This window comes from Pseudomonas sp. ERMR1:02, from assembly GCF_002277815.1.
GTDB lineage: Bacteria > Pseudomonadota > Gammaproteobacteria > Pseudomonadales > Pseudomonadaceae > Aquipseudomonas.
In genome coordinates this window covers 254,028-274,991 of record NZ_NKJI01000007.1, presented here as the reverse complement: position 1 = coordinate 274,991, position 20,964 = coordinate 254,028, and the positions used below count along the sequence as shown (strand labels likewise).

Here is a 20,964-nt window from a genome sequence, read left to right as displayed (position 1 = left end):
TATGTTGCGTATCCTGCTGATCAATGACACTGCGAAAAAAGTCGGACGCCTGAAAGCGGCCCTGACCGAAGCCGGCTTCGAGGTGATCGATGAGTCGGGCCTGACCATCGACCTGCCCGAGCGCGTCGAAACGGTGCGTCCGGACGTGATTCTGATCGATACCGAGTCACCGAGCCGCGATGTCATGGAGCAAGTGGTGCTGGTGAGCCGCGACCAGCCACGGCCGATCGTGATGTTTACCGACGAACATGACCCCGACGTGATGCGCCAGGCGATCAAGTCCGGGGTCAGTGCCTACATCGTCGAAGGCATTCACGCACAACGCTTGCAGCCAATTCTCGACGTGGCCATGGCGCGCTTCGAAAGCGATCAGGCCTTGCGCGCCCAACTGCACGCCCGCGACCTGCAACTGGCCGAGCGCAAGCGCATCGAGCTGGCCAAGGGGTTGCTGATGAAAATGAAGGACTGCAACGAGGAAGAGGCCTACACCCTGATGCGCCGCCAGGCCATGAGTCGCCAGCAGAAGCTGATTCAGGTGGCGGAGCAGATCATTGCCATGAGTGAATTGTTGGGTTGAGATCTGTAGCGCCTGCACGGACGCCTTCGCGGGCAAGCCTCGCTCCTACAGGATTTGTGTCGTACACAACATTTGAATTCGACGAAATCCCGTAGGAGCGAGGCTTGCCCGCGAATGGCGCACCTCGGTCTCAAGTTGTTGGCACAGATCTGGCTTAGTAAACACCACAGGTAACCAACGGCGGTTGCCCCACCTACGACAAAGACGTCGCTCACCCCATTTGCCCCAGGCGAATCGGGTAGCGGCGTTTTTTTGTTTTGGCCCCATAGCACGGGGCCGGTGGTGCAGCCCTTCGGCGCCCCACCTGCATGACTCCCGTTCGAGACTCCTATCAGCTGAGGTGCGCGATGAATTCAAGCTTCTGGAAATCCGGCCATACCCCAACCCTGTTCGCGGCCTTCCTGTATTTCGATCTGAGCTTCATGGTCTGGTACCTGCTCGGCCCCCTGGCGGTGCAAATCGCCGGCGACCTGCACCTGACCACCCAGCAGCGCGGTCTGGTTGTGGCTACGCCGATACTGGCCGGGGCGGTATTGCGCTTTGTGATGGGCATGCTGGCTGATCGCTTGTCGCCGAAAACCGCTGGCCTGATCGGTCAAGTGATCGTCATCTGTGCGCTGTTCGGTGCCTGGAAGCTCGGTATACACAGCTACGAGCAAGCGCTGCTGTTGGGGCTGTTCCTCGGCATGGCCGGCGCGTCCTTCGCCGTGGCCTTGCCCCTGGCGTCGCAATGGTATCCGCCCCAGCATCAAGGCAAAGCCATGGGCATCGCCGGAGCCGGTAACTCGGGCACCGTACTTGCGGCGCTGATTGCGCCGGTGCTGGCGGCGGCGTTTGGCTGGAGCAACGTATTCGGCTTTGCCCTGATCCCGCTGATCCTGACCCTGATCGTCTTCGCCTGGCTGGCCAAAAACGCCCCTGAGCGGCCGAAAGCCAAGTCGATGACCGACTACTTCAAGGCCTTGGGCGACCGCGACAGTTGGTGGTTCATGTTTTTCTACAGCGTGACTTTTGGTGGCTTCATCGGCTTGGCCAGCGCACTGCCCGGCTATTTCAACGACCAATATGGCCTGAGCCCGGTCACCGCCGGCTACTACACCGCGGCCTGTGTGTTCGGCGGCAGCCTGATGCGCCCTTTGGGCGGTGCCCTGGCTGATCGCTTCGGCGGCATTCGCACCTTGCTGGGGATGTACACAGTGGCGGCGATCTGCATCGCTGCCGTGGGTTTCAATCTGCCAAGTTCCTATGCGGCCCTGGCACTTTTCGTCTGCACCATGCTCGGTTTGGGTGCAGGTAATGGCGCGGTGTTCCAGTTGGTTCCACAACGTTTCCGTCGGGAGATCGGCGTGATGACCGGCCTGATCGGCATGGCCGGCGGCATCGGCGGCTTTGCCCTCGCAGCAGGCATGGGCACGATCAAGCAAAGCACCGGCAGCTACCAGATGGCGCTGTGGCTGTTCGCCAGCCTCGCTGTCCTCGCCTGGTTCGGCTTGCACGGTGTGAAACGTCGCTGGAGAACCACCTGGGGTTCGGCCGCCGTTACCGCCGCACGGGTCTGAGGCTTCCATGAGCCTGCAACTGAGTTTCGCCCAAGCCAGCGCCATCGGTCCGCGTGACGAAAACCAGGACGCCCTGCGTCTGGTTACGCCGGTCCCGGCACTGGCCGCCAGCAAGGGCTACCTGTTCGCCATCGCCGACGGCGTCAGCCAATGCGCAGATGGCGGTCTGGCCGCCCGCTCGACCTTGCAGGCCCTGGCACTGGACTACTACGCGACCCCGGAAACCTGGGGTGTGGCCCAGGCACTGGATCGCCTGCTGCTGGCACAGAATCGCTGGCTGCAGGCCAACGGCGGTGGACAACCCTTGCTGACCACGGTCAGTGCTCTGGTCATGCGTGGACGGCGTTTTACCCTGGCCCATGTCGGCGATTGCCGGGTTTATCGCTGGCATGCTGACCAATTGCAGCGGGTCAGCGAAGATCACGTGTGGGATCAACCGGGCATGCAGCATGTGCTCAAGCGGGCGCTGGGACTCGATCAGCATCTGGTGCTGGATTTCCTCGACGGTGAATTGCGCCTCGATGAGAGCTTTGTACTACTCAGCGACGGTATCTGGGCCGTCCTGGGCGATACCGCGATTGCCGCCATTCTGCGAGATCAACCGGACCTGGACAGCGCCGCGCAGACGCTGGTGAATGCCGCGCACCTGGCTGGCAGTCAGGATAACGCCAGCGCCTTGTTGGTGCGGGTCGATGCCCTCGGTGAAACCAGCATCGGCGATGCGTTGATTCATTTACAGCAATGGCCATTGCCGCCGGCGCTGAAACCGGGTCAGAACTTCGAAGGGTGGCAGGTCGAAGGAGTCATCGGCCAGAGCCAGCAATCTCTGCTCTACCGGGTGCATGACAATCAGCAGCAACCCTGGCTGCTGAAAACCCTGCCTGAGCGCCTGCACGACGATCATCTGGCCGGGCAAGCATTGCTGTCGGAAGAATGGTTTCTCAAGCGTGTGGCCGGGCGGCATTTCCCTGAAGTCCATGCCGCCAGTCAGCGTCAGCATTTGTACTATGTGATGCGCGAATATTGCGGGTCGACCCTGGCGCAACTGCATGCGCAGATCGGGCCGCTGCCGCTGGCCCAGTGGCAGGACGTGGCCGAACGCCTGCTCAGAGCGGTCGGTCTGCTGCATCGACGGCAAATCCTGCATCGCGACATCAAGCCGGAAAACCTGTTGTTGGGGGGCGACGGGGAATTGCGACTGCTGGATTTCGGTCTCGCCTACTGCCCCGGCCTGTCCGAAGACCAGCCCTCTGCCCTGCCCGGAACGCCCAGCTACATTGCGCCGGAAGCGTTTCGCGGTGAAAAGCCGACACCGCAACAGGATCTGTATGCGGTGGGTGTGACCCTGTACTACCTGCTCACCGGGCATTTTCCCTATGGCGAAATCGAAGCTTTCCAGCGTCCACGATTCGGGGTGCCGGTCAGCGCCAGCCGCTATCGCCCTGACCTTCCGGAATGGCTGACGCAAAGCCTGGAACGCGCGGTCGCGGCTGATCCGGTTCAGCGATTTGAAACGGCGGAAGAATGGTTGCTGCTGATGGAACAGGGTGAGCGCCGCAGCTTGAGCGTGCGCCCACGACCCTTGCTGGAGCGCGAGCCACTGAAGGTGTGGCGGGCATTGGCGCTGGCGTCGCTATTGATGAATCTGGCGCTGTTGTTTGCCGTATTTCATGGCTGATACCGCTCGCAATCATGAACTGACAGTCATTCCAAATGAGGAAAACACAATGAACGCAAAAGTCTGGCTGGTCGGTGCGGGACCTGGTGATCCGGAACTGCTGACGCTCAAGGCCGTGCGGGCGTTGAAAGAAGCGGATGTGGTGCTGATCGATGATCTGGTGAATGACGCAGTCCTCGAACACTGCAGCAACGCGCGGATCATTCCTGTTGGAAAACGCGGCGGCTGCCGCTCGACGCCACAAGCGTTCATTCATCGCCTGATGTGGCGTTATGCGCGCCACGGCAAATGCGTGGTGCGACTCAAGGGCGGCGACCCGTGCATTTTCGGGCGCGGCGGTGAAGAGGCACAGTGGTTGCGCGAACGTGGGGTTGAGGTCGAGCTGGTCAATGGCATCACCGCCGGGCTTGCAGGCGCCACGCAATGCGATATTCCGCTGACATTGCGCGGTGTAGCGCGCGGTGTGACATTGGTCACCGCCCACACTCAGGACGGCAGCAGCCTGAACTGGCAGGCACTGGCCCAGAGCGGTACGACCCTGGTGATCTATATGGGCGTGGCCAAACTCAGCGAAATCCGCGAACAGTTGCTGGCCGGAGGGATGAAGGCGGATACACCGGTGGCGATGATTGAAAATGCTTCATTGCCACATCAGCGCGAATGCAGGAGTGATCTGACAGCGATGGAAGAAGATGCCCACGACTTCGAGCTCAAAAGCCCGGCGATTCTGGTCATCGGAACCGTGGCATCCAGGGCAACGCAATCGCTGTGGGAGCACGACTTGCCCGCGATGACGGTAGGTCAAACAGCCTGAATCTGCCTGCACCCCCATTCCTCATCAAATCGCAGACAAAGAAAAGCCCGGCCTAAGCCGGGCTTTTCTCAGAGCAGCGAGGTAATTACTTACCTTTAGCTTCAACCTGCGCTTCTACGCGACGGTTTACAGCGCGACCAGCTTCAGTTTTGTTGTCAGCAACTGGGCGGGATTCGCCGTAGCCAACAGACTGAACGCGGGACGATTGAACACCGTACTGGTTGGTCAGAACTTGTTTAACGGCGTTTGCACGACGCTCAGACAGTTTCTGGTTGTAAGCGTCAGGACCGACGTTGTCAGTGTGACCTTCAACAGTAGTGGTGGTGGATGGGTACTGCTTCATGAAGTCAGCCAGGTTTTTGATGTCGCCGTAGCTGTTAGGCTTGACTACCGACTTGTCGAAGTCGAATTTCACGTCCAGCTCTACACGTACAACTTCAGCAACTGCTGGGCAGCCATCAGCGTCAACGGTAACGTTGGCTGGGGTGTCCGGGCACTTGTCAACGTTGTCGCACACGCCATCGTTGTCGCTGTCGGAGCAGACTTCAGCTGGTGCTTGAACTGGAGCAGCAGCAGGCTTGGAGCCGCCACCGAAGTTCACACCCAGACCTACGGAAGGAATGTAGTCCCACTTGCCGTTGTCCAGCTTGTAGTCAGCTTCTACGCCAGCACGGGCGAAGAAGTTTTCGAGGAAGTAGTACTTAACGCCACCGCCTGCAGTCAGGAAAGTCGACTGGTCACGACCGGTGTGGCCATCAGCGGCTACGTTGGTCATGCTGCCGTGCTTAACACCACCTTGAACGTAAGGACGCAGAGCGTCGCCAGCGTTGTTGAAGTGGTACTGAGCGTTCAGACCAAACTGGTCGCCTTCGATTTTCTGATGGCCAGTACCGTTGTTCGAACGGGTGTGGTCATCGTTGTTGTAGGTCGCGTTCAACGATACGTCGTCGGTCAAGAAGTAACCGATGGAGGCGCCAGGAGTGTAACCATCTTCAACGTTCTTAACGCTGTCGTTGTACTTTTTCCCGTAGTTGAGCTCGCCTTCAACTGCGCCTTGGCCTTGTGCCAGTGCGCCGAACGAAGTAGCGGCAATAAGAGTACCAATGGCCAAGCCCAAGGTGTTTTTCAGTTTCATCCGTTAAATCCCCATCTGGTGATTGTGAAGCAGTCCCGCAAACCGGGGGACAACTCGGCGGCAAGTCTATCAGAACTTGCCTACACGTAAGAGATATTTGCGCCGAACTAAGTTTCAGCAATGCCTGCAAATTTCTCACGCAATTTGTCTAGAGCGCGTTTGTACCGCATTTTTGTTGCACTCAAACCCATGTGCATGATGTCTGCGATCTCCTGAAACTCCAGCTCTGCGACAAATCGTAGCACCAGAATTTCGCGGTCAATCGGGTTCACATACACCAACCAGCGATCAAGTCCACCCTTCTCCTCAGGTTTCGGCGCCTTTCTTCGGACGCTTCTTCGAGGGGGTCCAGACTCAAGGCGTCCATCAAGCGACGCTTTCGCCGTTCCTTGCGATACTGTGTGATGCACTCGTTGTACGTGATGCTATATAGCCATGTCTTGAACTTCGATTTGCCCTCGAAGTTCTTCAAGCCATACAACACCTTCAACATGACTTCCTGACAGACATCATCTGCGTCGCGATCGTTCCCGAGATATCTTGCGCAGACGTTAAATAATGTTCGTTGGTAACGCCGCATCAGTTCTTCATAGGCGCGCGTTACGTGAAACAGCTCGGTATGCGAGCGCGCGACCAACTCCTCATCAGAGAGCTCGCGGGGGTCGTAGCGCATGGATAACGATTGGGCTTTATTCAAAACAAGTCGGGCCGACAGTCAGGTCAATGTCCGCCGCAGCCAGCATCAGCAGGCATTTTGCGGCGGCATACATTAGCAGGGTTTGCCGGGTTAGCGGCTACTCACATGCTGTTCGAGGAGGATCCGATTGGAAAGAGAGACTAGCTCACCCTCATCGGTCAGCAATGTAGTTTTAACCGTGCCGATCTCTTCGATCTGCCCTTCGACCTCGCCAATACGCACTTGTTGCCCAACCTGGTACAACTCACGCACATAGATACCCGCAAGAATCTGACCGGCAATTTCCCGGCTTCCCAATCCCATGGCCAGCGCAACCGCCAGACCAACGGTAATCAATACGATCACGATCACATGGTTGAGCAGGTCAGTTTTGACCTCCAACTGGCTGATCGCGACCGAAATACTGATGATGATCACCAGGCCCTGGGCAATTCGCCCCAGGCCAGAGGCGTAATCCAGCCCTACGCCCTCAGCGGCGCCGCGCACCAGCCCATTGGCCAGTTGCGCCAGCAAGACCCCCACCAGCAGCACCAGAGCCGCGCCAAATACCTTCGGCAAATACAGCGCAAGCATGTCCAGCGTAGCCGAAACTCGCTCAAGTCCAAGGGATTCTGCGGCAGAAACAAGAAAAATCAGCAGAACGAACCAATAAACGATCTTGCCGATCAGCGTGGAGATCGGCACTTGAAGACCGGCGCGAGACAGCAGTTTGGTCAGACCGGTACCGCCCATCAGGCGATCAAGGCCCAGTTTGGCGAGCAATTTGGAAAGCAGCGTGTCCAGCAGCTTGGCCACGACAAAACCCAGCAGCAGCACAACCAGTGCGCCAAACAGGTTCGGAATGAAGTTCGCAACCTTGGTCCATAGCGCAGTCATTGCAGTGACGAGGCTCTGTGTCCAGAGATCAAGTTCCATATTCAATCAGCCTTATCAGCAGTTCGAGCGGTAGGTTTTCGAAGACGGGACACCGGCGCTACATGGGCCGACCCGTTATTCAGGGCGATCATCAGCGCGGGCAGCCAGCGGCCCAGCAGGCTGAACAGATCGCCGGCGCCGACCTGGCGATTGGCGGTTTTCAGAACACGGCCAAGACATGCATCGTCGTCCCGGTTGGAAGGTGATGCCTTGAGCATGTCACGCAAAGACTGTTCAAACGGATCGTGCATACGCACCTCTCGTGATGTCTGTGAAAGACGCGGTCAAATTTGGTCGGGTCACATGGCTCACGTTTAAACCCAGCGCAAACGTCGGAATAACCACCACTGCCCGAGCGCCACCGAGACCATCAACACGCAGGCGATGAGGAAGCCATAGGGGTTTTGAGAAAACGGAATACCCCCGACGTTGATCCCCAAAAGACCGGTCAGAAAACTCATTGGCAAAAAGATCCCGGTGATGATCCCGAAGCGATACATCGTGCGATTCATGCGCACGCTCAATCGTCGGTCTTCAGCCTCCAGGACCAGGCCCACCCGCTCCCGGGTCAACTCCAGCTCCTCAAGATAACGGGTCAGGCTGTTGTTCAATTCATTCCAATAATCACCGTCGTCCTCGACGAACCATGGCAATTTGATCCGCGTCAGCTGACCAAAAATATCCCGCTGCGGAGCGAGAAACCGCTTCAACGCAGCTGCCCGGCGACGGATCTGTAAAACCTCTCCATGCTCGGGCGTGTACCGTTCGTCGGCATCCAGCTTTTCCTCTTCCTCATCGACCACTTCCGAAAGGCAGCTGATCAGATCCTGCACTTTGTTGGTGAGGTACTGCGCCATATAAAGGATGAGTTCGGACGCGGTTTTCGGCCCCTTGCCATCTGCCAGTTGCACCAGCAGTTCTTCGGTGGCGCGCAACGGACGCAGGCGCAGGGAAATCACCCGCTGGGCGGAGCCGAAGATTCGCACCGATACCATGTCTTCAGGCTCGGCACCCGGATTCAGGTTTACCCCGCGCAAAAATAGCAGTAGTTCGCTGTCCGAAAGCTGTAAAAGCCGCGGACGGGTGTTTTCTTCAAGCAACAGGTCACAGTTGAACTCACTCAGACCACTGGATTTGCGCAGCCAGGTCTGGGTTTGCGGGTGACTGCGGTCCCAGTGCAGCCACAGGCTTTCATGGGCCTGCAGCTGCAAGTCATCGAGATCTGTCCGGGCTATCGAACGCGCACCGCCTTTACCGTCCAGCACCAGGGCGTGTACCAGCCCCCACTGCGCGTTTTCTTCCTCAAACATCCGCAATCCATTCTTCAAAAAAATCTGCAAATCTTACTCAGGCATTGCAAGCGGGCTTGGCGAGATGATCACGCCGTTGTTGTCCGCATAGATGTAATGACCTGGATGGAAGGTCACGCCGGCAAAGGTCACCGCAACGTTGAGATCGCCGAGCCCGCGCCTGTCGGACTTCCTCGGGTGGCTGGCGAGGGCCTGCACGCCCAGATCGGTCTGCGCAATGATATCGACGTCGCGGATGCAACCGTAGATCACCAGCCCTTCCCAACCGTTTTTCGCGGCTTTCTCGGCCAGCATGTCACCCAGCAACGCATGACGCAGGGAACCGCCACCGTCAACCACCAGCACCTTGCCATTACCTTGGAGCTCGACCTGCTCCTTGACCCGCGAGTTGTCTTCGAAGCATTTGATGGTCACGATTTCGCCGCCGAAGGAATCACGGCCACCGAAATTGCTGAACATCGGTTCCAACACCTGCACCAGCTCCGGGTAGGCGTCGCACAGGTCAGGCGTGAGGTAATGGTTCATCGAGAAACTCCTGTAAAGAGGAAGACAGCACGAACATCACTGATGATTCAATCATCGAAAATGACCAGAACAGCTCAATGCGTCATATCTTAGCCGCAAGCCAATCAGAGCGAAATGCCTCTGATAGAGCGTCCAGCTTAGATTGCTGCGCTCAAATTCGCTTGCTCGCCCAACAGCTGCGTGTGTTGATCAGCCAGCCAGCGGGCCACCAAGGGCCAGACTTCAGCCTGGGCGGCTTTGCTGACCAGCATTTCCACGTGACCGAAATTGTCAGCAAAACCCTGCTCGCGCCCCAGGTTGATAAATTGCTTGTGCTCGGAACCCACCTGATCGAACAACTTGCGACAAGCCCAGGCCGGATCCTGATGATCACCCGCGGCGCTCACCGCCAGCACCGGCAGTTTGACCTCAGCCAAACCCGCCCACCAGTCCTTGTCGGCATCGCCGAAACGCCCGAACAGGCCGTACCAACGCATGCTTTCCAGGGCCAGGCCAATGGGCTCGTCCTCCGGACCGCGCTTGAGTCGTGAACCGGACAGCTGGGCAAAACGCTTGAGAATGAAGCGCCCGCTCCATTCTACCGGCGGAATCTTCAACGGCCAGTAGGTGCGGCTGACTTGCGTGCCAAAAAACGCCGCGGACGCGACCACAGGCTCGCCGATGTACTCACCACCCAGCGCTGCCGCCAGGGTAATGCCGCCCAGCGAGTGGCCGATCCAGTGTGGAACCTGGCCGCTTTGCTCGCGCACGAATGCGCCAATGGCCGGCAGATCGTAACGCGCATAGTCGGCGACGCGGTTCTTGCGGTAGTTCTGGTTGCGCTGGGACAAGCCGTGACCGCGCATTTCCGCAATCCACACATCGAATCCCAGGCGCGTCAGATAAGCTCCCAGACCCAGCCCCTTGGGAGAAAACCAGAAACGTCGATTGGAAAAACTGCCGTGCAACAAGATCACCGGCACGCCACGCACCGCCGGCTCATCGGCCATGCCAAGACGCGTCACCGCCAGTTCGACGGTACCGTCAGGGCTGTTGGCCGGTTTCAAACGATAGACATCTTCGCTCAGATCACCGCGCCGCTCGGCGCTGATCAGGGCGACAGGAAATAGGTTGCTGCTGCTTTGCATAGTCTCTTGCACAAAAAAGGGCGGCTTGGGGAGGAGCCCGCCCTGCTTAAATCTGGTCAATGACCGCGATAACTGTAGGAGCGAGCACGCTCGCGATGGACTTCAGGACATCACGGGGCATCTGAAGCCCCGCGTCATCGTTAGCGACCATCGCGAGCAGGCTCGCTCCTACAGGGAGCGTCCCGTTCAAGCCGAAGCTTGACCTTCAGCCAGGAAGAACCAGGTTTCCAGTACGGAATCGGGGTTCAACGAAACGCTTTCAATGCCCTGCTCCATCAGCCATTTGGCCAGATCAGGGTGGTCCGAAGGACCCTGACCGCAAATACCGATGTACTTGCCGGCCTTGTTGCACGCGGCAATAGCGTTGCCCAGCAGCTTCTTGACCGCAGGATTACGCTCGTCGAACAAATGCGCGATGATCCCGGAGTCACGATCCAGGCCCAGGGTCAACTGAGTCAGGTCGTTGGAGCCGATGGAGAAACCGTCGAAGAATTCGAGGAACTCTTCAGCCAGAATCGCGTTGGACGGCAGTTCGCACATCATGATGACGCGCAGACCGTTCTGGCCACGGGCCAGGCCGTTTTCGGCCAGCAGGTCCACCACCTGGCTCGCTTCACCGAGGGTACGGACGAACGGCACCATGATTTCGACGTTGGTCAGGCCCATCTCGTTGCGCACGCGCTTGAGGGCGCGGCATTCGAGTTCGAAGCAGTCACGGAACGATTCGCTGATGTAACGCGAGGCGCCACGGAAGCCCAGCATCGGGTTCTCTTCTTCCGGCTCGTAGAGCTTGCCGCCGATCAGGTTGGCGTATTCGTTGGACTTGAAGTCCGACAGACGCACGATGACCTTTTTCGGGTAGAACGCAGCGGCCAGGGTGCTGATGCCCTCGACCAGTTTCTCGACATAGAAGCCGACCGGGTCGTTGTAACCAGCAATGCGCTTGTCGACGCTGTCCTTGATGTCCTGCGGCAGGCCGTCGTAGTTCAGCAGCGCTTTAGGGTGAACGCCGATCATACGGTTGATGATGAATTCCAGGCGGGCCAGGCCCACACCGGCGTTCGGCAGCTGCGCGAAGTCGAAGGCACGGTCCGGGTTGCCGACGTTCATCATGATCTTGAACGGCAGGTCCGGCATGGCGTCTACGGAGTTCTTCTTGATGTCGAAGCCCAATTCACCTTCGAAGATGAAGCCGGTGTCGCCTTCAGCGCAGGAAACGGTCACGCCCTGGCCGTCTTTCAACAGCTGGGTGGCGTTACCGCAACCGACTACCGCTGGAATGCCCAGCTCGCGAGCAATGATCGCCGCGTGGCAGGTACGACCGCCACGGTTGGTGACGATGGCGCTGGCGCGCTTCATGACCGGTTCCCAGTCCGGGTCGGTCATGTCGGATACCAGTACGTCGCCTGGCTGGACTTTGTCCATCTCGGACACGTCCTTGATGATGCGGACCTTGCCGGCGCCGATGCGCTGGCCAATGGCACGGCCTTCCACCAGCACGGTGCCGGTTTCTTTCAACAGGTAACGTTCCATGACGTTGGCCTGGGTGCGGCTCTTCACGGTTTCCGGACGAGCTTGCACGATGTACAGCTTGCCGTCGTCACCGTCCTTGGCCCATTCGATGTCCATCGGGCACTGGTAGTGCTTCTCGATGATCATCGCCTGCTTGGCCAGTTCGCTGACTTCGGCGTCGGTCAGGCAGAAACGTGCGCGATCGGCCTTGTCGACATCGACGGTCTTGACCGAACGACCGGCCTTGGCCTCGTCGCCGTAGATCATCTTGATGGCCTTGCTGCCCAGGTTGCGGCGCAGGATCGCCGGGCGACCGGCGGCCAGCGTACCTTTGTGGACGTAGAACTCATCCGGGTTGACCGCGCCTTGTACGACGGTTTCACCCAGGCCGTAGGCGCCGGTGATGAACACCACGTCACGGAAGCCCGATTCGGTATCGAGGGTGAACATCACGCCGGCGGTGCCGGTTTCAGAGCGGACCATGCGCTGTACGCCGGCCGACAGGGCTACCAACTTGTGGTCGAAGCCCTGATGCACGCGGTAGGAAATCGCGCGATCGTTGAAAAGGGAGGCGAACACCTCTTTGGCGGCGCGAATGACGTTTTCGACACCACGGATGTTCAGGAAGGTTTCCTGCTGACCGGCGAAGGAGGCGTCCGGCAGGTCTTCGGCGGTAGCGGAAGAGCGCACGGCCACGGCTACGTCAGGGTTGCCGGCGGATAGCGTGGCGAAAGCGGTGCGGATTTCGGCATTCAGTTTTTCAGGGAACTCGGCTTCCATGATCCATTGGCGGATCTGGGCGCCGGTCTTGGCCAGAGCATTCACGTCGTCGACGTCCAGGGCATCAAGGGCGTCGTGAATCTGCTGGTTCAGGCCGCTCAGCTCCAGGAAATCACGATAAGCCTGAGCGGTCGTGGCGAAGCCACCGGGCACCGATACACCGGCACCTGCAAGGTTGCTGATCATCTCGCCGAGGGATGCGTTCTTGCCCCCCACATGCTCAACATCGTGTTTGCCGAGCTTATCGAGGGAAACTACGTACTCTACCAAGGTGATCTCTCCACTAACTGTGTTGGAAAAGCTCAGAAGCCGGCTGCTCGGGGGAGCGTTTGCCAGCTGTATGGCCTGGACCTGGAAAATAAGTGAGAATGCGGGCCATTGGCGGCCGGCAAATCGCGCCTATCATATCCAAGATTCGTCACTAGCTTAAGGCCCAAGGTGCAAATGAAACGATCTGCTTTCTTTATCTCCGATGGTACCGGCATTACCGCCGAAACCCTGGGTCAAAGCCTTCTGGCGCAGTTCGAAAATATTACCTTCAGCAAAGTCACGCGGCCGTACATCGACAACGCGGACAAAGCGCGGGCCATGGTACAACAAATCAACAAAGCTGCCGAAACCGACGGCTTCCGCCCGATCATCTTCGACACCATCGTCAATCAGGACATCCGTGAGATCCTCGCGACTTCCAATGGTTTCATGATCGACATTTTCTCGACCTTCCTGGCGCCTCTTGAACAGGAACTGACCGAGCATTCTTCCTATACCGTCGGCAAATCTCATTCCATTGGCAGCAACTCAAATTACATGGAACGTATCGAGGCGGTGAATTTCGCCCTCGACAACGACGACGGCGCCCGCACGCACTATTACGACAAGGCCGACCTGATCCTGGTAGGCGTGTCGCGCTGCGGCAAGACCCCGACCTGCCTGTACATGGCCATGCAATTCGGCATCCGCGCGGCCAACTACCCGCTGACCGAAGACGACATGGAACGCCTGCAACTGCCAAGCGCCCTGCGCGCCCACCAGCACAAGCTGTTCGGCCTGACCATCGACCCGGACCGCCTGACCGCGATCCGCAACGAGCGCAAGCCCAACAGCCGCTATTCGAGCTACGCCCAGTGCGAATTCGAAGTGCGCGAGGTTGAAAACCTGTTCCGCCGCGAGAACATTCCGAATATCAATTCCACGCATTTTTCCGTTGAAGAAATTTCGGCGAAGATCCTTGTAGAGAAAGGCGTCGAGCGGCGGTTCAAATAGATTTGTAGCGCCTGACATGCCGCCTTCGCGGGCAAGCCCGCTCCCACAGGGTTCTGTTGTGAATGTAAATTTTGCAACCAACAGAAAACCTGTGGGAGCGAGGCTTGCCCGCGATGAACGATAACGCGGTCTCCTAGATGATAAACAAATCCACAAACCGGTTTACCGGCGTCGCCTCAAGCCGCGCCTGATCCTTGCACAACCCGAAAATCTCGGCGCTACGCTGCGCAGTAAAGCGCGTCGCCAGGTTCGCCTTGAACTTCTCCTCCAGCAACGGAATGCCATCCGTACGGCGCCGACGATGGCCAATCGGGTACTCCACCATGACGTTTTCGGTGCTGGACCCATCCTTGAAAAACACCTGTATGGCATTGGCGATAGAACGCTTGTCGGCCTCCAGATATTCACGGGTGTAGCGCGGGTCTTCAACGATGACCATTTTCTCGCGCAGTACATCGATGATCGGATGCGCCTTGTGAAAGTCATCTTCGTAGTGCTCAGCCACCAGCTTGCCGAACGCCAGCGGCACGGCGACCATGTACTGGATGCAGTGATCGCGGTCGGCGGCATTGGCTAACGGGCCGACCTTGGAAATGATGCGGATCGCCGATTCGTGGGTGGTAATGACGATTTTGTCGATATCGTGCAGACGATTACGAACTTGCGGGTGCAGGGTCACCGAGGCTTCGCAGGCGGTTTGTGCGTGGAACTCGGCGGGAAAACTGATCTTGAACAACACGTTTTCCATCACATAACTGCCGTACGCCCGGGAGAAACTGAAGGCGCGCTTTTCTTCAGGCTTGAGCGCCAAATCGTTGTTGGTATGACTGAACAACACGTCGTAAAAGCCCCACTGTCTGGCACTCAAGACGCCGGGAATACCCATCTCGCCGCGCATCGCAATGTCCGCCAGACGCACACCACGACTGGACGCATCACCCGCAGCCCAGGATTTGCGCGAACCGGCATTCGGCGCATGACGGTAGGTGCGCAACGCCTGGCCGTCGGCGAAAGCGTGGGACAAGGCCGAAAGTAACTGCTCGCGGTTGGCGCCCATCAGTTTGGCGGTGACCGCGGTCGAGGCGACCTTCACCAGAATCACGTGATCGAGGCCGACGCGGTTGAACGAGTTTTCCAGGGCGATCACGCCTTGAATTTCATGAGCCATGATCATCGCTTCGAGCACAGCGCGAATCGTCAGCGGTGCGTCGCCATTGGCCAGGTTTTTTTGTGATAAATGGTCAGCCACCGCGAGAATGCCGCCGAGGTTATCCGATGGATGACCCCATTCAGCCGCGAGCCAGGTGTCGTTGTAGTCTAGCCAGCGCACGATGCAGCCGATGTCCCAGGCGGCCTTGACCGGATCCAGCCGATAAGAGGTGCCAGGCACGCGCGCACCGAACGGGACGACGGTGCCTTCGACCACAGGTCCCAGGTGCTTGGTGCATTCGGGAAAACGCAGCGCCAGCAGGCCACAGCCCAAAGTGTCCATCAGGCAGTTGCGGGCGGTGTCCAATGCTTCTTTGGATTCGATCTTGAAGTTGAGGACGTAATCGGCAATGTCCTGCAGGACTTGGTCATAGTCCGGGCGATTGTTCAGGTCAACGTTGGCGCTCATGTTCGATTCACTCAGCGGTGGTTCGTTGATGGGACCTCGGTTCAGGGATCGATCTCGGCTTGTGACAACATTCTTATTCTTGAAATGTAATCCCCTGTAGGAGCGAGGCTTGCCCGCGAAGCTTTTGGCGTTCTCGAGGACGCCTTCGCGGGCAAGCCTCGCTCCTACAGGGGTTCGTGTCGCTTAGAAGGAATCACCCGGCACGCGGACGAAACCTTCCATCAACACCCGTGCACTGCGGCTCATGATGGCTTTCTTCACGGTCCATTCGCCGTCAACAAGGCTGGCCTCGGCGCCGACACGTAAGGTGCCGGACGGATGACCGAAGCGCACCGCGTTGCGCTCGACACCGCCTGCCGCGAGGTTGACCAAGGTGCCGGAAATCGCTGCTGCCGTGCCGATTGCCACCGCTGCGGTGCCCATCATTGCGTGGTGCAACTTGCCCATGGACAGCGCGCGCACCAGCAAATCGACATCACCGGCCGTAATCGCTTTACCGCTGGAAGCAACATAGTCCGCGGGCTTGGCCACGAACGCCACCTTTGGTGTGTGCTGCCGTTTGGCCGCTTCGTCAACGTTCGAAATCAGGCCCATGCGCAGTGCGCCATAAGCGCGGATGGTTTCGAACATCAGCAGCGCTTTAGGGTCGCCGTTGATCGCGCCCTGCAATTCAGTGCCGGTATAGCCGATGTCTTGGGCATTGACGAAAATCGTCGGGATGCCGGCGTTGATCATGGTTGCCTTGAACGTGCCGACGCCGGGCACTTCCAGATCATCGATCAGGTTACCGGTGGGGAACATCGAACCACCGCCACCCTCTTCTTCCGCTGCAGGATCGAGAAATTCGACTTGCACTTCAGCGGCCGGGAATGTCACACCATCGAGTTCGAAATCGCCGGTTTCCTGCACTTCACCGTTGGTGATCGGCACGTGGGCGATGATGGTCTTGCCGATGTTGGCCTGCCAGACGCGAACAACAGCAACGCCGTTGTGCGGGATGCGGCTGGCGTCCACCAGGCCATTGCTGACGGCGAATGAGCCGACTGCGGCCGAGAGGTTGCCGCAGTTGCCGCTCCAGTCGACGAAAGGTTTGTCGATGGACACTTGACCGAACAGGTAATCGACGTCGTGATCGGCCTTGATGCTTTTCGACAGGATCACGGTTTTGCTGGTGCTGGAAGTCGCGCCGCCCATGCCGTCAATTTGCTTGTCGTAGGGGTCGGGGCTGCCGATCACGCGCAGCAACAAGGCATCGCGGGCCGGGCCAGGAATCTGTGCCGCTTCGGGCAAATCCTTGAGGCTGAAGAACACGCCTTTGCTGGTGCCGCCGCGCATGTAGGTGGCGGGGATCTTGATCTGAGGTGTATGAGCCATTGTGTGCTTACTCCTTACCTTAAAAGCAAACACGGGACCTGAAGTCCCGTGCCCACACAGCGCGTGTTAAACGGCAACCGCCGATTCTTCGAGGAAGTCCTGGGCGAAGCGTTGCAACACGCCGCCCGCCTCGTAGATCGACACTTCTTCAGCGGTGTCGAGGCGGCAGGTCACCGGCACGTCGACGCGTTCGCCATTCTTGCGATGGATCACCAGCGTCAGGTCGGCGCGCGGCGTGCGCTCACCGATCACGTCGTAGGTTTCGCTGCCGTCGATGGCCAAGGTGTGACGGTTAGTGCCCGCTTTGAACTCCAGCGGCAACACGCCCATGCCCACCAGGTTAGTGCGGTGAATGCGCTCGAAACCTTCGGCGGCAATCGCCTCCACACCCGCCAGACGCACGCCCTTGGCCGCCCAGTCGCGGGACGAGCCCTGACCGTAGTCGGCGCCGGCGATGATGATCAGCGGCTGCTTGCGATCCATGTAGGTCTCGATGGCTTCCCACATGCGCATGACCTGACCTTCAGGCTCAACGCGAGCCAGCGAGCCCTGCTTGACCTTGCCGTTTTCCAGAACCATTTCGTTGAACAGTTTCGGGTTGGCGAAGGTCGCGCGCTGCGCGGTCAGGTGGTCACCGCGGTGGGTGGCGTAAGAGTTGAAGTCCTCTTCCGGCAGGCCCATTTTCGCCAGGTATTCGCCGGCAGCGCTGTCGAGCATGATCGCGTTCGAAGGCGACAGGTGATCGGTGGTGATGTTGTCCGGCAGCACCGCCAGCGGACGCATACCCTTGAGCGGACGCGCGCCGGCCAGTGCGCCTTCCCAGTACGGCGGACGGCGGATGTAGGTGCTCATCTCGCGCCAGTCGTACAGTGGCGCCACTTTCGGACCGGTGTCTTCGTGGATGGCGAACATCGGGATGTAGACCTGACGGAACTGCTCAGGCTTCACCGAAGCTTTCACCACGGCGTCGATTTCTTCGTCGCTCGGCCAGATATCTTTCAGGCGGATTTCCTTGCCATCGACCACGCCCAGCACATCCTTTCAATGTCGAAACGGATGGTACCGGCGATGGCATAAGCGACCACCAGCGGCGGCGAGGCGAGGAACGCTTGTTTGGCGTACGGGTGAATCCGGCCGTCAAAGTTGCGGTTACCGGACAGTACGGCGGTGGCATACAGGTCGCGGTCGATGATTTCTTGCTGGATCACCGGATCCAGCGCGCCGGACATGCCGTTGCAGGTGGTGCAGGCGAAGGCCACGACGCCGAAACCGAGCTGCTCCAGCTCATCGGTCAGACCGGCTTCGTCGAGGTACAGCGCCACGGTTTTCGAGCCCGGTGCCAGGGACGATTTGACCCACGGCTTGCGGGCCAGGCCGAGCTTGTTGGCGTTGCGCGCCAGCAGGCCGGCGGCGATCACGTTGCGCGGGTTGCTGGTGTTGGTGCAGCTGGTGATGGCGGCGATGATTACCGCGCCGTCCGGCATTTGACCCGGCACATCTTCCCACTGGCCGGAGATGCCTTTGGCGGCCAGATCAGAGGTTGCAACGCGTGCATGCGGGTTGCTCGGGCCGGCCATGTTGCGGACCACCGAGGACAAATCAAAGGTCAAGCCACGCTCGTATTGCGCGCCCTTCAGGCTGTCCGCCCATAGGCCAACCTGCTTGGCGTAGTTCTCAACCAACTGCACCTGCTCGTCTTCACGGCCGGTGAGTTTCAGGTAGTCGATGGTCTGCTGATCGATGTAGAACATCGCCGCAGTGGCGCCGTATTCCGGAGCCATGTTGGAAATGGTCGCACGGTCGCCGAGGGTCAGCGCGGAGGCGCCTTCACCGAAGAATTCCAGCCATGCGCCAACCACTTTTTGCTTGCGCAGGAATTCGGTCAGCGCCAGCACCATGTCGGTGGCGGTGATGCCCGGTTGCAGTTTGCCGGTCAGTTCAACACCGACGCTTTCCGGCAGACGCATCCACGACGCGCGGCCCAGCATCACGCTCTCGGCTTCCAGGCCACCGACACCAATGGCGATCACACCCAGCGCATCGACGTGCGGAGTGTGGCTGTCGGTGCCGACGCAGGTATCGGGGAACGCGACACCGTCACGCACCTGAATCACCGGAGACATTTTCTCCAGGTTGATCTGGTGCATGATGCCGTTGCCTGGCGGGATCACGTCGACGTTCTTGAACGCCTTCTTGGTCCAGTTGATGAAGTGGAACCGGTCTTCATTGCGACGATCTTCGATGGCGCGGTTCTTCTCGAACGCCTCGGGATCGAAGCCGCCACGCTCGACGGCCAGGGAGTGGTCGACGATCAATTGCGTCGGCACTACCGGGTTCACTTGCGCCGGGTCCCCGCCTTGCTGGGCGATGGCGTCACGCAGACCGGCGAGGTCCACGAGCGCGGTCTGGCCAAGGATGTCGTGGCACACCACACGGGCCGGGAACCATGGAAAATCGAGGTCGCGTTTGCGTTCGATGAATTGCTTCAGGGATTCGGTGAGCGTGGCCGGGTCGCAGCGACGCACAAGGTTTTCCGCCAGCACGCGGGAGGTGTACGGCAGGGTATCGTAGGCGCCGGGCGCAATGGCATCGACCGCCGCACGGACGTCGAAATAATCCAGATGGCTGCCGGGCAGCGTTTTGCGGAATTGTGTGTTCATCGGTCAGGACTCGGTCACGGTAAATACAAAGGGTGGGGCTGGCGCGACACGACCCCTGTAGGAGCGTGCACGCTCGCGATGGTGGACGCCGCACCACGGGGCATCAGGCTCCCCGCGTTTTCGTTGACGTCCATCGCGAGCATGCTCGCTCCTACAGGTTCCCGGTTAGCCGGCCTCCACCATTCAGCGTTGTTCGATTGGCACGAACTTGCGCTGTTCAACACCGACGTACTCGGCGCTCGGGCGGATGATGCGGTTGTTGGCGCGTTGTTCGAACACATGCGCCGCCCAGCCGGTCAGGCGCGAGCAGACAAAGATCGGCGTGAACAACTTGGTCGGAATACCCATGAAGTGGTACGCCGAGGCATGGTAGAAGTCGGCGTTCGGGAACAGTTTTTTCTGCTCCCACATGGTCTTGTCGATGGCTTCGGAGACCGGGAACAACACCTTGTCGCCCACTTCGTCAGCGAGTTTTTTCGACCAGCCCTTGATCACCTCATTGCGCGGATCGTTGTCCTTATAGATCGCGTGGCCGAAGCCCATGATCTTGTCCTTGCGCTCGAGCATGCCCAAGGTGCCCTTGATAGCCTCTTCCGGCGACGAGAAGCGCTCGATCATTTCCATCGCCGCTTCGTTGGCGCCGCCGTGCAGCGGGCCGCGCAGCGAGCCGATGGCCGCAGTGATGCACGAGTACAGGTCGGACAGAGTCGAAGCGCAAACCCGTGCAGTGAAAGTCGAGGCGTTGAATTCGTGCTCCGCGTAGAGGATCAGCGAAACGTTCATCACCTTGACGTGCAACTCGCTCGGTTTCTTGCCGTGCAGCAGGTGCAGGAAGTGGCCGCCGATGGATTGCTCGTCACTCACGCAATCGATGCGCTTGCCTTCATGGCTGAAGTGATACCAGTAGGTCATGATCGCCGGGAAGGCGCCCAGCAGGCGATCGGTCGTGTCGTGTTGCTCGCAGAAGTCTTTCTCCGGTTCGAGATTGCCCAGGAACGAGCAGCCAGTGCGCATCACGTCCATCGGATGAGCGTCGGCGGGGATGCGCTCCAGCACTTCTTTCAAGGCTTGCGGCAAGTCGCGCAGCTTGCCCAGTTTGCTGATGTAGGCCGCCAGTTGCGTTGTGCTCGGCAGTTCGCCGTACAGCAGCAGGTAAGCGACTTCTTCGAATTGTGCGTCAGCCGCCAGTTCGCGAACGTCGTAGCCGCGATAGGTCAGCCCTGCGCCCGACAGGCCCACGGTGGACAGTGCGGTTTGCCCGGCAACCTGGCCACGGAGCCCGGCGCCACTGAGTACTTTTGCTTCGGCCATTGCTGTCTCCAATCTTGAATTTGTTAGGGAAACTTGTGGGAGCGAAGCTTGCTCGCGAAGACTGACTGACATTCACCATTGATGTCGTCTGATACAACGCTTTCGCGAG

General features: G+C 59.1%; 15 protein-coding genes and 2 pseudogenes. 5 read left to right on the top strand and 12 right to left on the bottom strand.

The window, feature by feature from the left end; translation table 11 throughout:
• The first annotated feature begins 1 nt into the window (after position 1).
• The 4 genes from CES87_RS15930 (at position 2) to cobA (ending at position 4,628) form a co-directional block, all read left to right on the top strand.
• On the top strand, positions 2-577 hold the full coding sequence (locus CES87_RS15930) for an ANTAR domain-containing response regulator (protein ID WP_128606866.1): 576 nt from the start codon (positions 2-4) through the stop codon (positions 575-577).
• Positions 578-924: 347 nt separating this feature from the next.
• Positions 925-2,136 (top strand): NarK/NasA family nitrate transporter, encoded by a 1,212-nt coding sequence (locus CES87_RS15925; RefSeq protein WP_128606865.1) that lies wholly within the window; start codon positions 925-927, stop codon positions 2,134-2,136.
• Positions 2,137-2,143: 7 nt separating this feature from the next.
• Entirely contained in the window at positions 2,144-3,814 is a 1,671-nt protein-coding gene (locus CES87_RS15920; RefSeq protein ID WP_128606864.1) for a bifunctional protein-serine/threonine kinase/phosphatase, read from the top strand.
• Positions 3,815-3,863: 49 nt separating this feature from the next.
• Positions 3,864-4,628 (top strand): uroporphyrinogen-III C-methyltransferase, encoded by a 765-nt coding sequence (gene cobA / locus CES87_RS15915; protein WP_128606863.1) that lies wholly within the window; start codon positions 3,864-3,866, stop codon positions 4,626-4,628.
• A gap of 85 nt (positions 4,629-4,713) precedes the next feature.
• Here cobA and CES87_RS15910 read toward each other — a convergent pair whose 3' ends face one another.
• The 8 genes and pseudogenes from CES87_RS15910 to ppsA form a co-directional block, all read right to left on the bottom strand.
• Positions 4,714-5,763, bottom strand: coding sequence for an OmpA family protein (locus CES87_RS15910; protein ID WP_128606862.1), 1,050 nt, complete (start codon positions 5,761-5,763; stop codon positions 4,714-4,716).
• A gap of 107 nt (positions 5,764-5,870) precedes the next feature.
• Positions 5,871-6,460: pseudogene (gene sigX / locus CES87_RS15905) on the bottom strand (RNA polymerase sigma factor SigX).
• Positions 6,461-6,550: 90 nt separating this feature from the next.
• Complete coding sequence (locus CES87_RS15900; RefSeq protein WP_128606861.1) at positions 6,551-7,375, bottom strand: mechanosensitive ion channel domain-containing protein; 825 nt, start codon at positions 7,373-7,375, stop codon at positions 6,551-6,553.
• 2 nt (positions 7,376-7,377) lie between these two features.
• Positions 7,378-7,626: a CrfX protein gene (locus CES87_RS15895; RefSeq protein ID WP_128606860.1), complete on the bottom strand. Its 249-nt coding sequence runs from the start codon at positions 7,624-7,626 to the stop codon at positions 7,378-7,380.
• Positions 7,627-7,689: 63 nt separating this feature from the next.
• Complete coding sequence (locus tag CES87_RS15890) at positions 7,690-8,685, bottom strand: zinc transporter ZntB (RefSeq protein WP_128606859.1); 996 nt, start codon at positions 8,683-8,685, stop codon at positions 7,690-7,692.
• Between the two features lie 33 nt (positions 8,686-8,718).
• Positions 8,719-9,210, bottom strand: a complete 492-nt coding sequence (gene rraA / locus CES87_RS15885; protein ID WP_128606858.1) for a ribonuclease E activity regulator RraA — start codon at positions 9,208-9,210, stop codon at positions 8,719-8,721.
• A 137-nt stretch (positions 9,211-9,347) separates the two neighbouring features.
• The gene (locus CES87_RS15880) at positions 9,348-10,337 is read right to left on the bottom strand and encodes an alpha/beta fold hydrolase (protein WP_128606857.1); all 990 of its coding nucleotides are present in this window, start codon (positions 10,335-10,337) and stop codon (positions 9,348-9,350) included.
• 186 nt (positions 10,338-10,523) lie between these two features.
• Complete coding sequence (gene ppsA / locus CES87_RS15875; protein ID WP_128606856.1) at positions 10,524-12,899, bottom strand: phosphoenolpyruvate synthase; 2,376 nt, start codon at positions 12,897-12,899, stop codon at positions 10,524-10,526.
• Positions 12,900-13,073: 174 nt separating this feature from the next.
• Between ppsA and CES87_RS15870 the strand changes: the two genes are divergently transcribed.
• Positions 13,074-13,892: a pyruvate, water dikinase regulatory protein gene (locus tag CES87_RS15870; RefSeq protein ID WP_128606855.1), complete on the top strand. Its 819-nt coding sequence runs from the start codon at positions 13,074-13,076 to the stop codon at positions 13,890-13,892.
• A gap of 133 nt (positions 13,893-14,025) precedes the next feature.
• Here CES87_RS15870 and prpD read toward each other — a convergent pair whose 3' ends face one another.
• The 4 genes and pseudogenes from prpD to prpC all read right to left on the bottom strand — a co-directional run bounded on the left by prpD (position 14,026) and on the right by prpC (position 20,855).
• Positions 14,026-15,510: a 2-methylcitrate dehydratase gene (gene prpD, locus CES87_RS15865; protein ID WP_128606854.1), complete on the bottom strand. Its 1,485-nt coding sequence runs from the start codon at positions 15,508-15,510 to the stop codon at positions 14,026-14,028.
• Positions 15,511-15,693: 183 nt separating this feature from the next.
• Positions 15,694-16,884, bottom strand: coding sequence for a 2-methylaconitate cis-trans isomerase PrpF (gene prpF / locus CES87_RS15860; protein ID WP_128606853.1), 1,191 nt, complete (start codon positions 16,882-16,884; stop codon positions 15,694-15,696).
• 66 nt (positions 16,885-16,950) lie between these two features.
• Positions 16,951-19,544, bottom strand: a pseudogene (gene acnD, locus CES87_RS15855) (Fe/S-dependent 2-methylisocitrate dehydratase AcnD).
• A gap of 183 nt (positions 19,545-19,727) precedes the next feature.
• A complete protein-coding gene (gene prpC / locus CES87_RS15850) occupies positions 19,728-20,855 on the bottom strand; it encodes a 2-methylcitrate synthase (RefSeq protein ID WP_128606852.1) in 1,128 nt (375 codons plus the stop codon).
• Positions 20,856-20,964 lie beyond the last annotated feature (109 nt).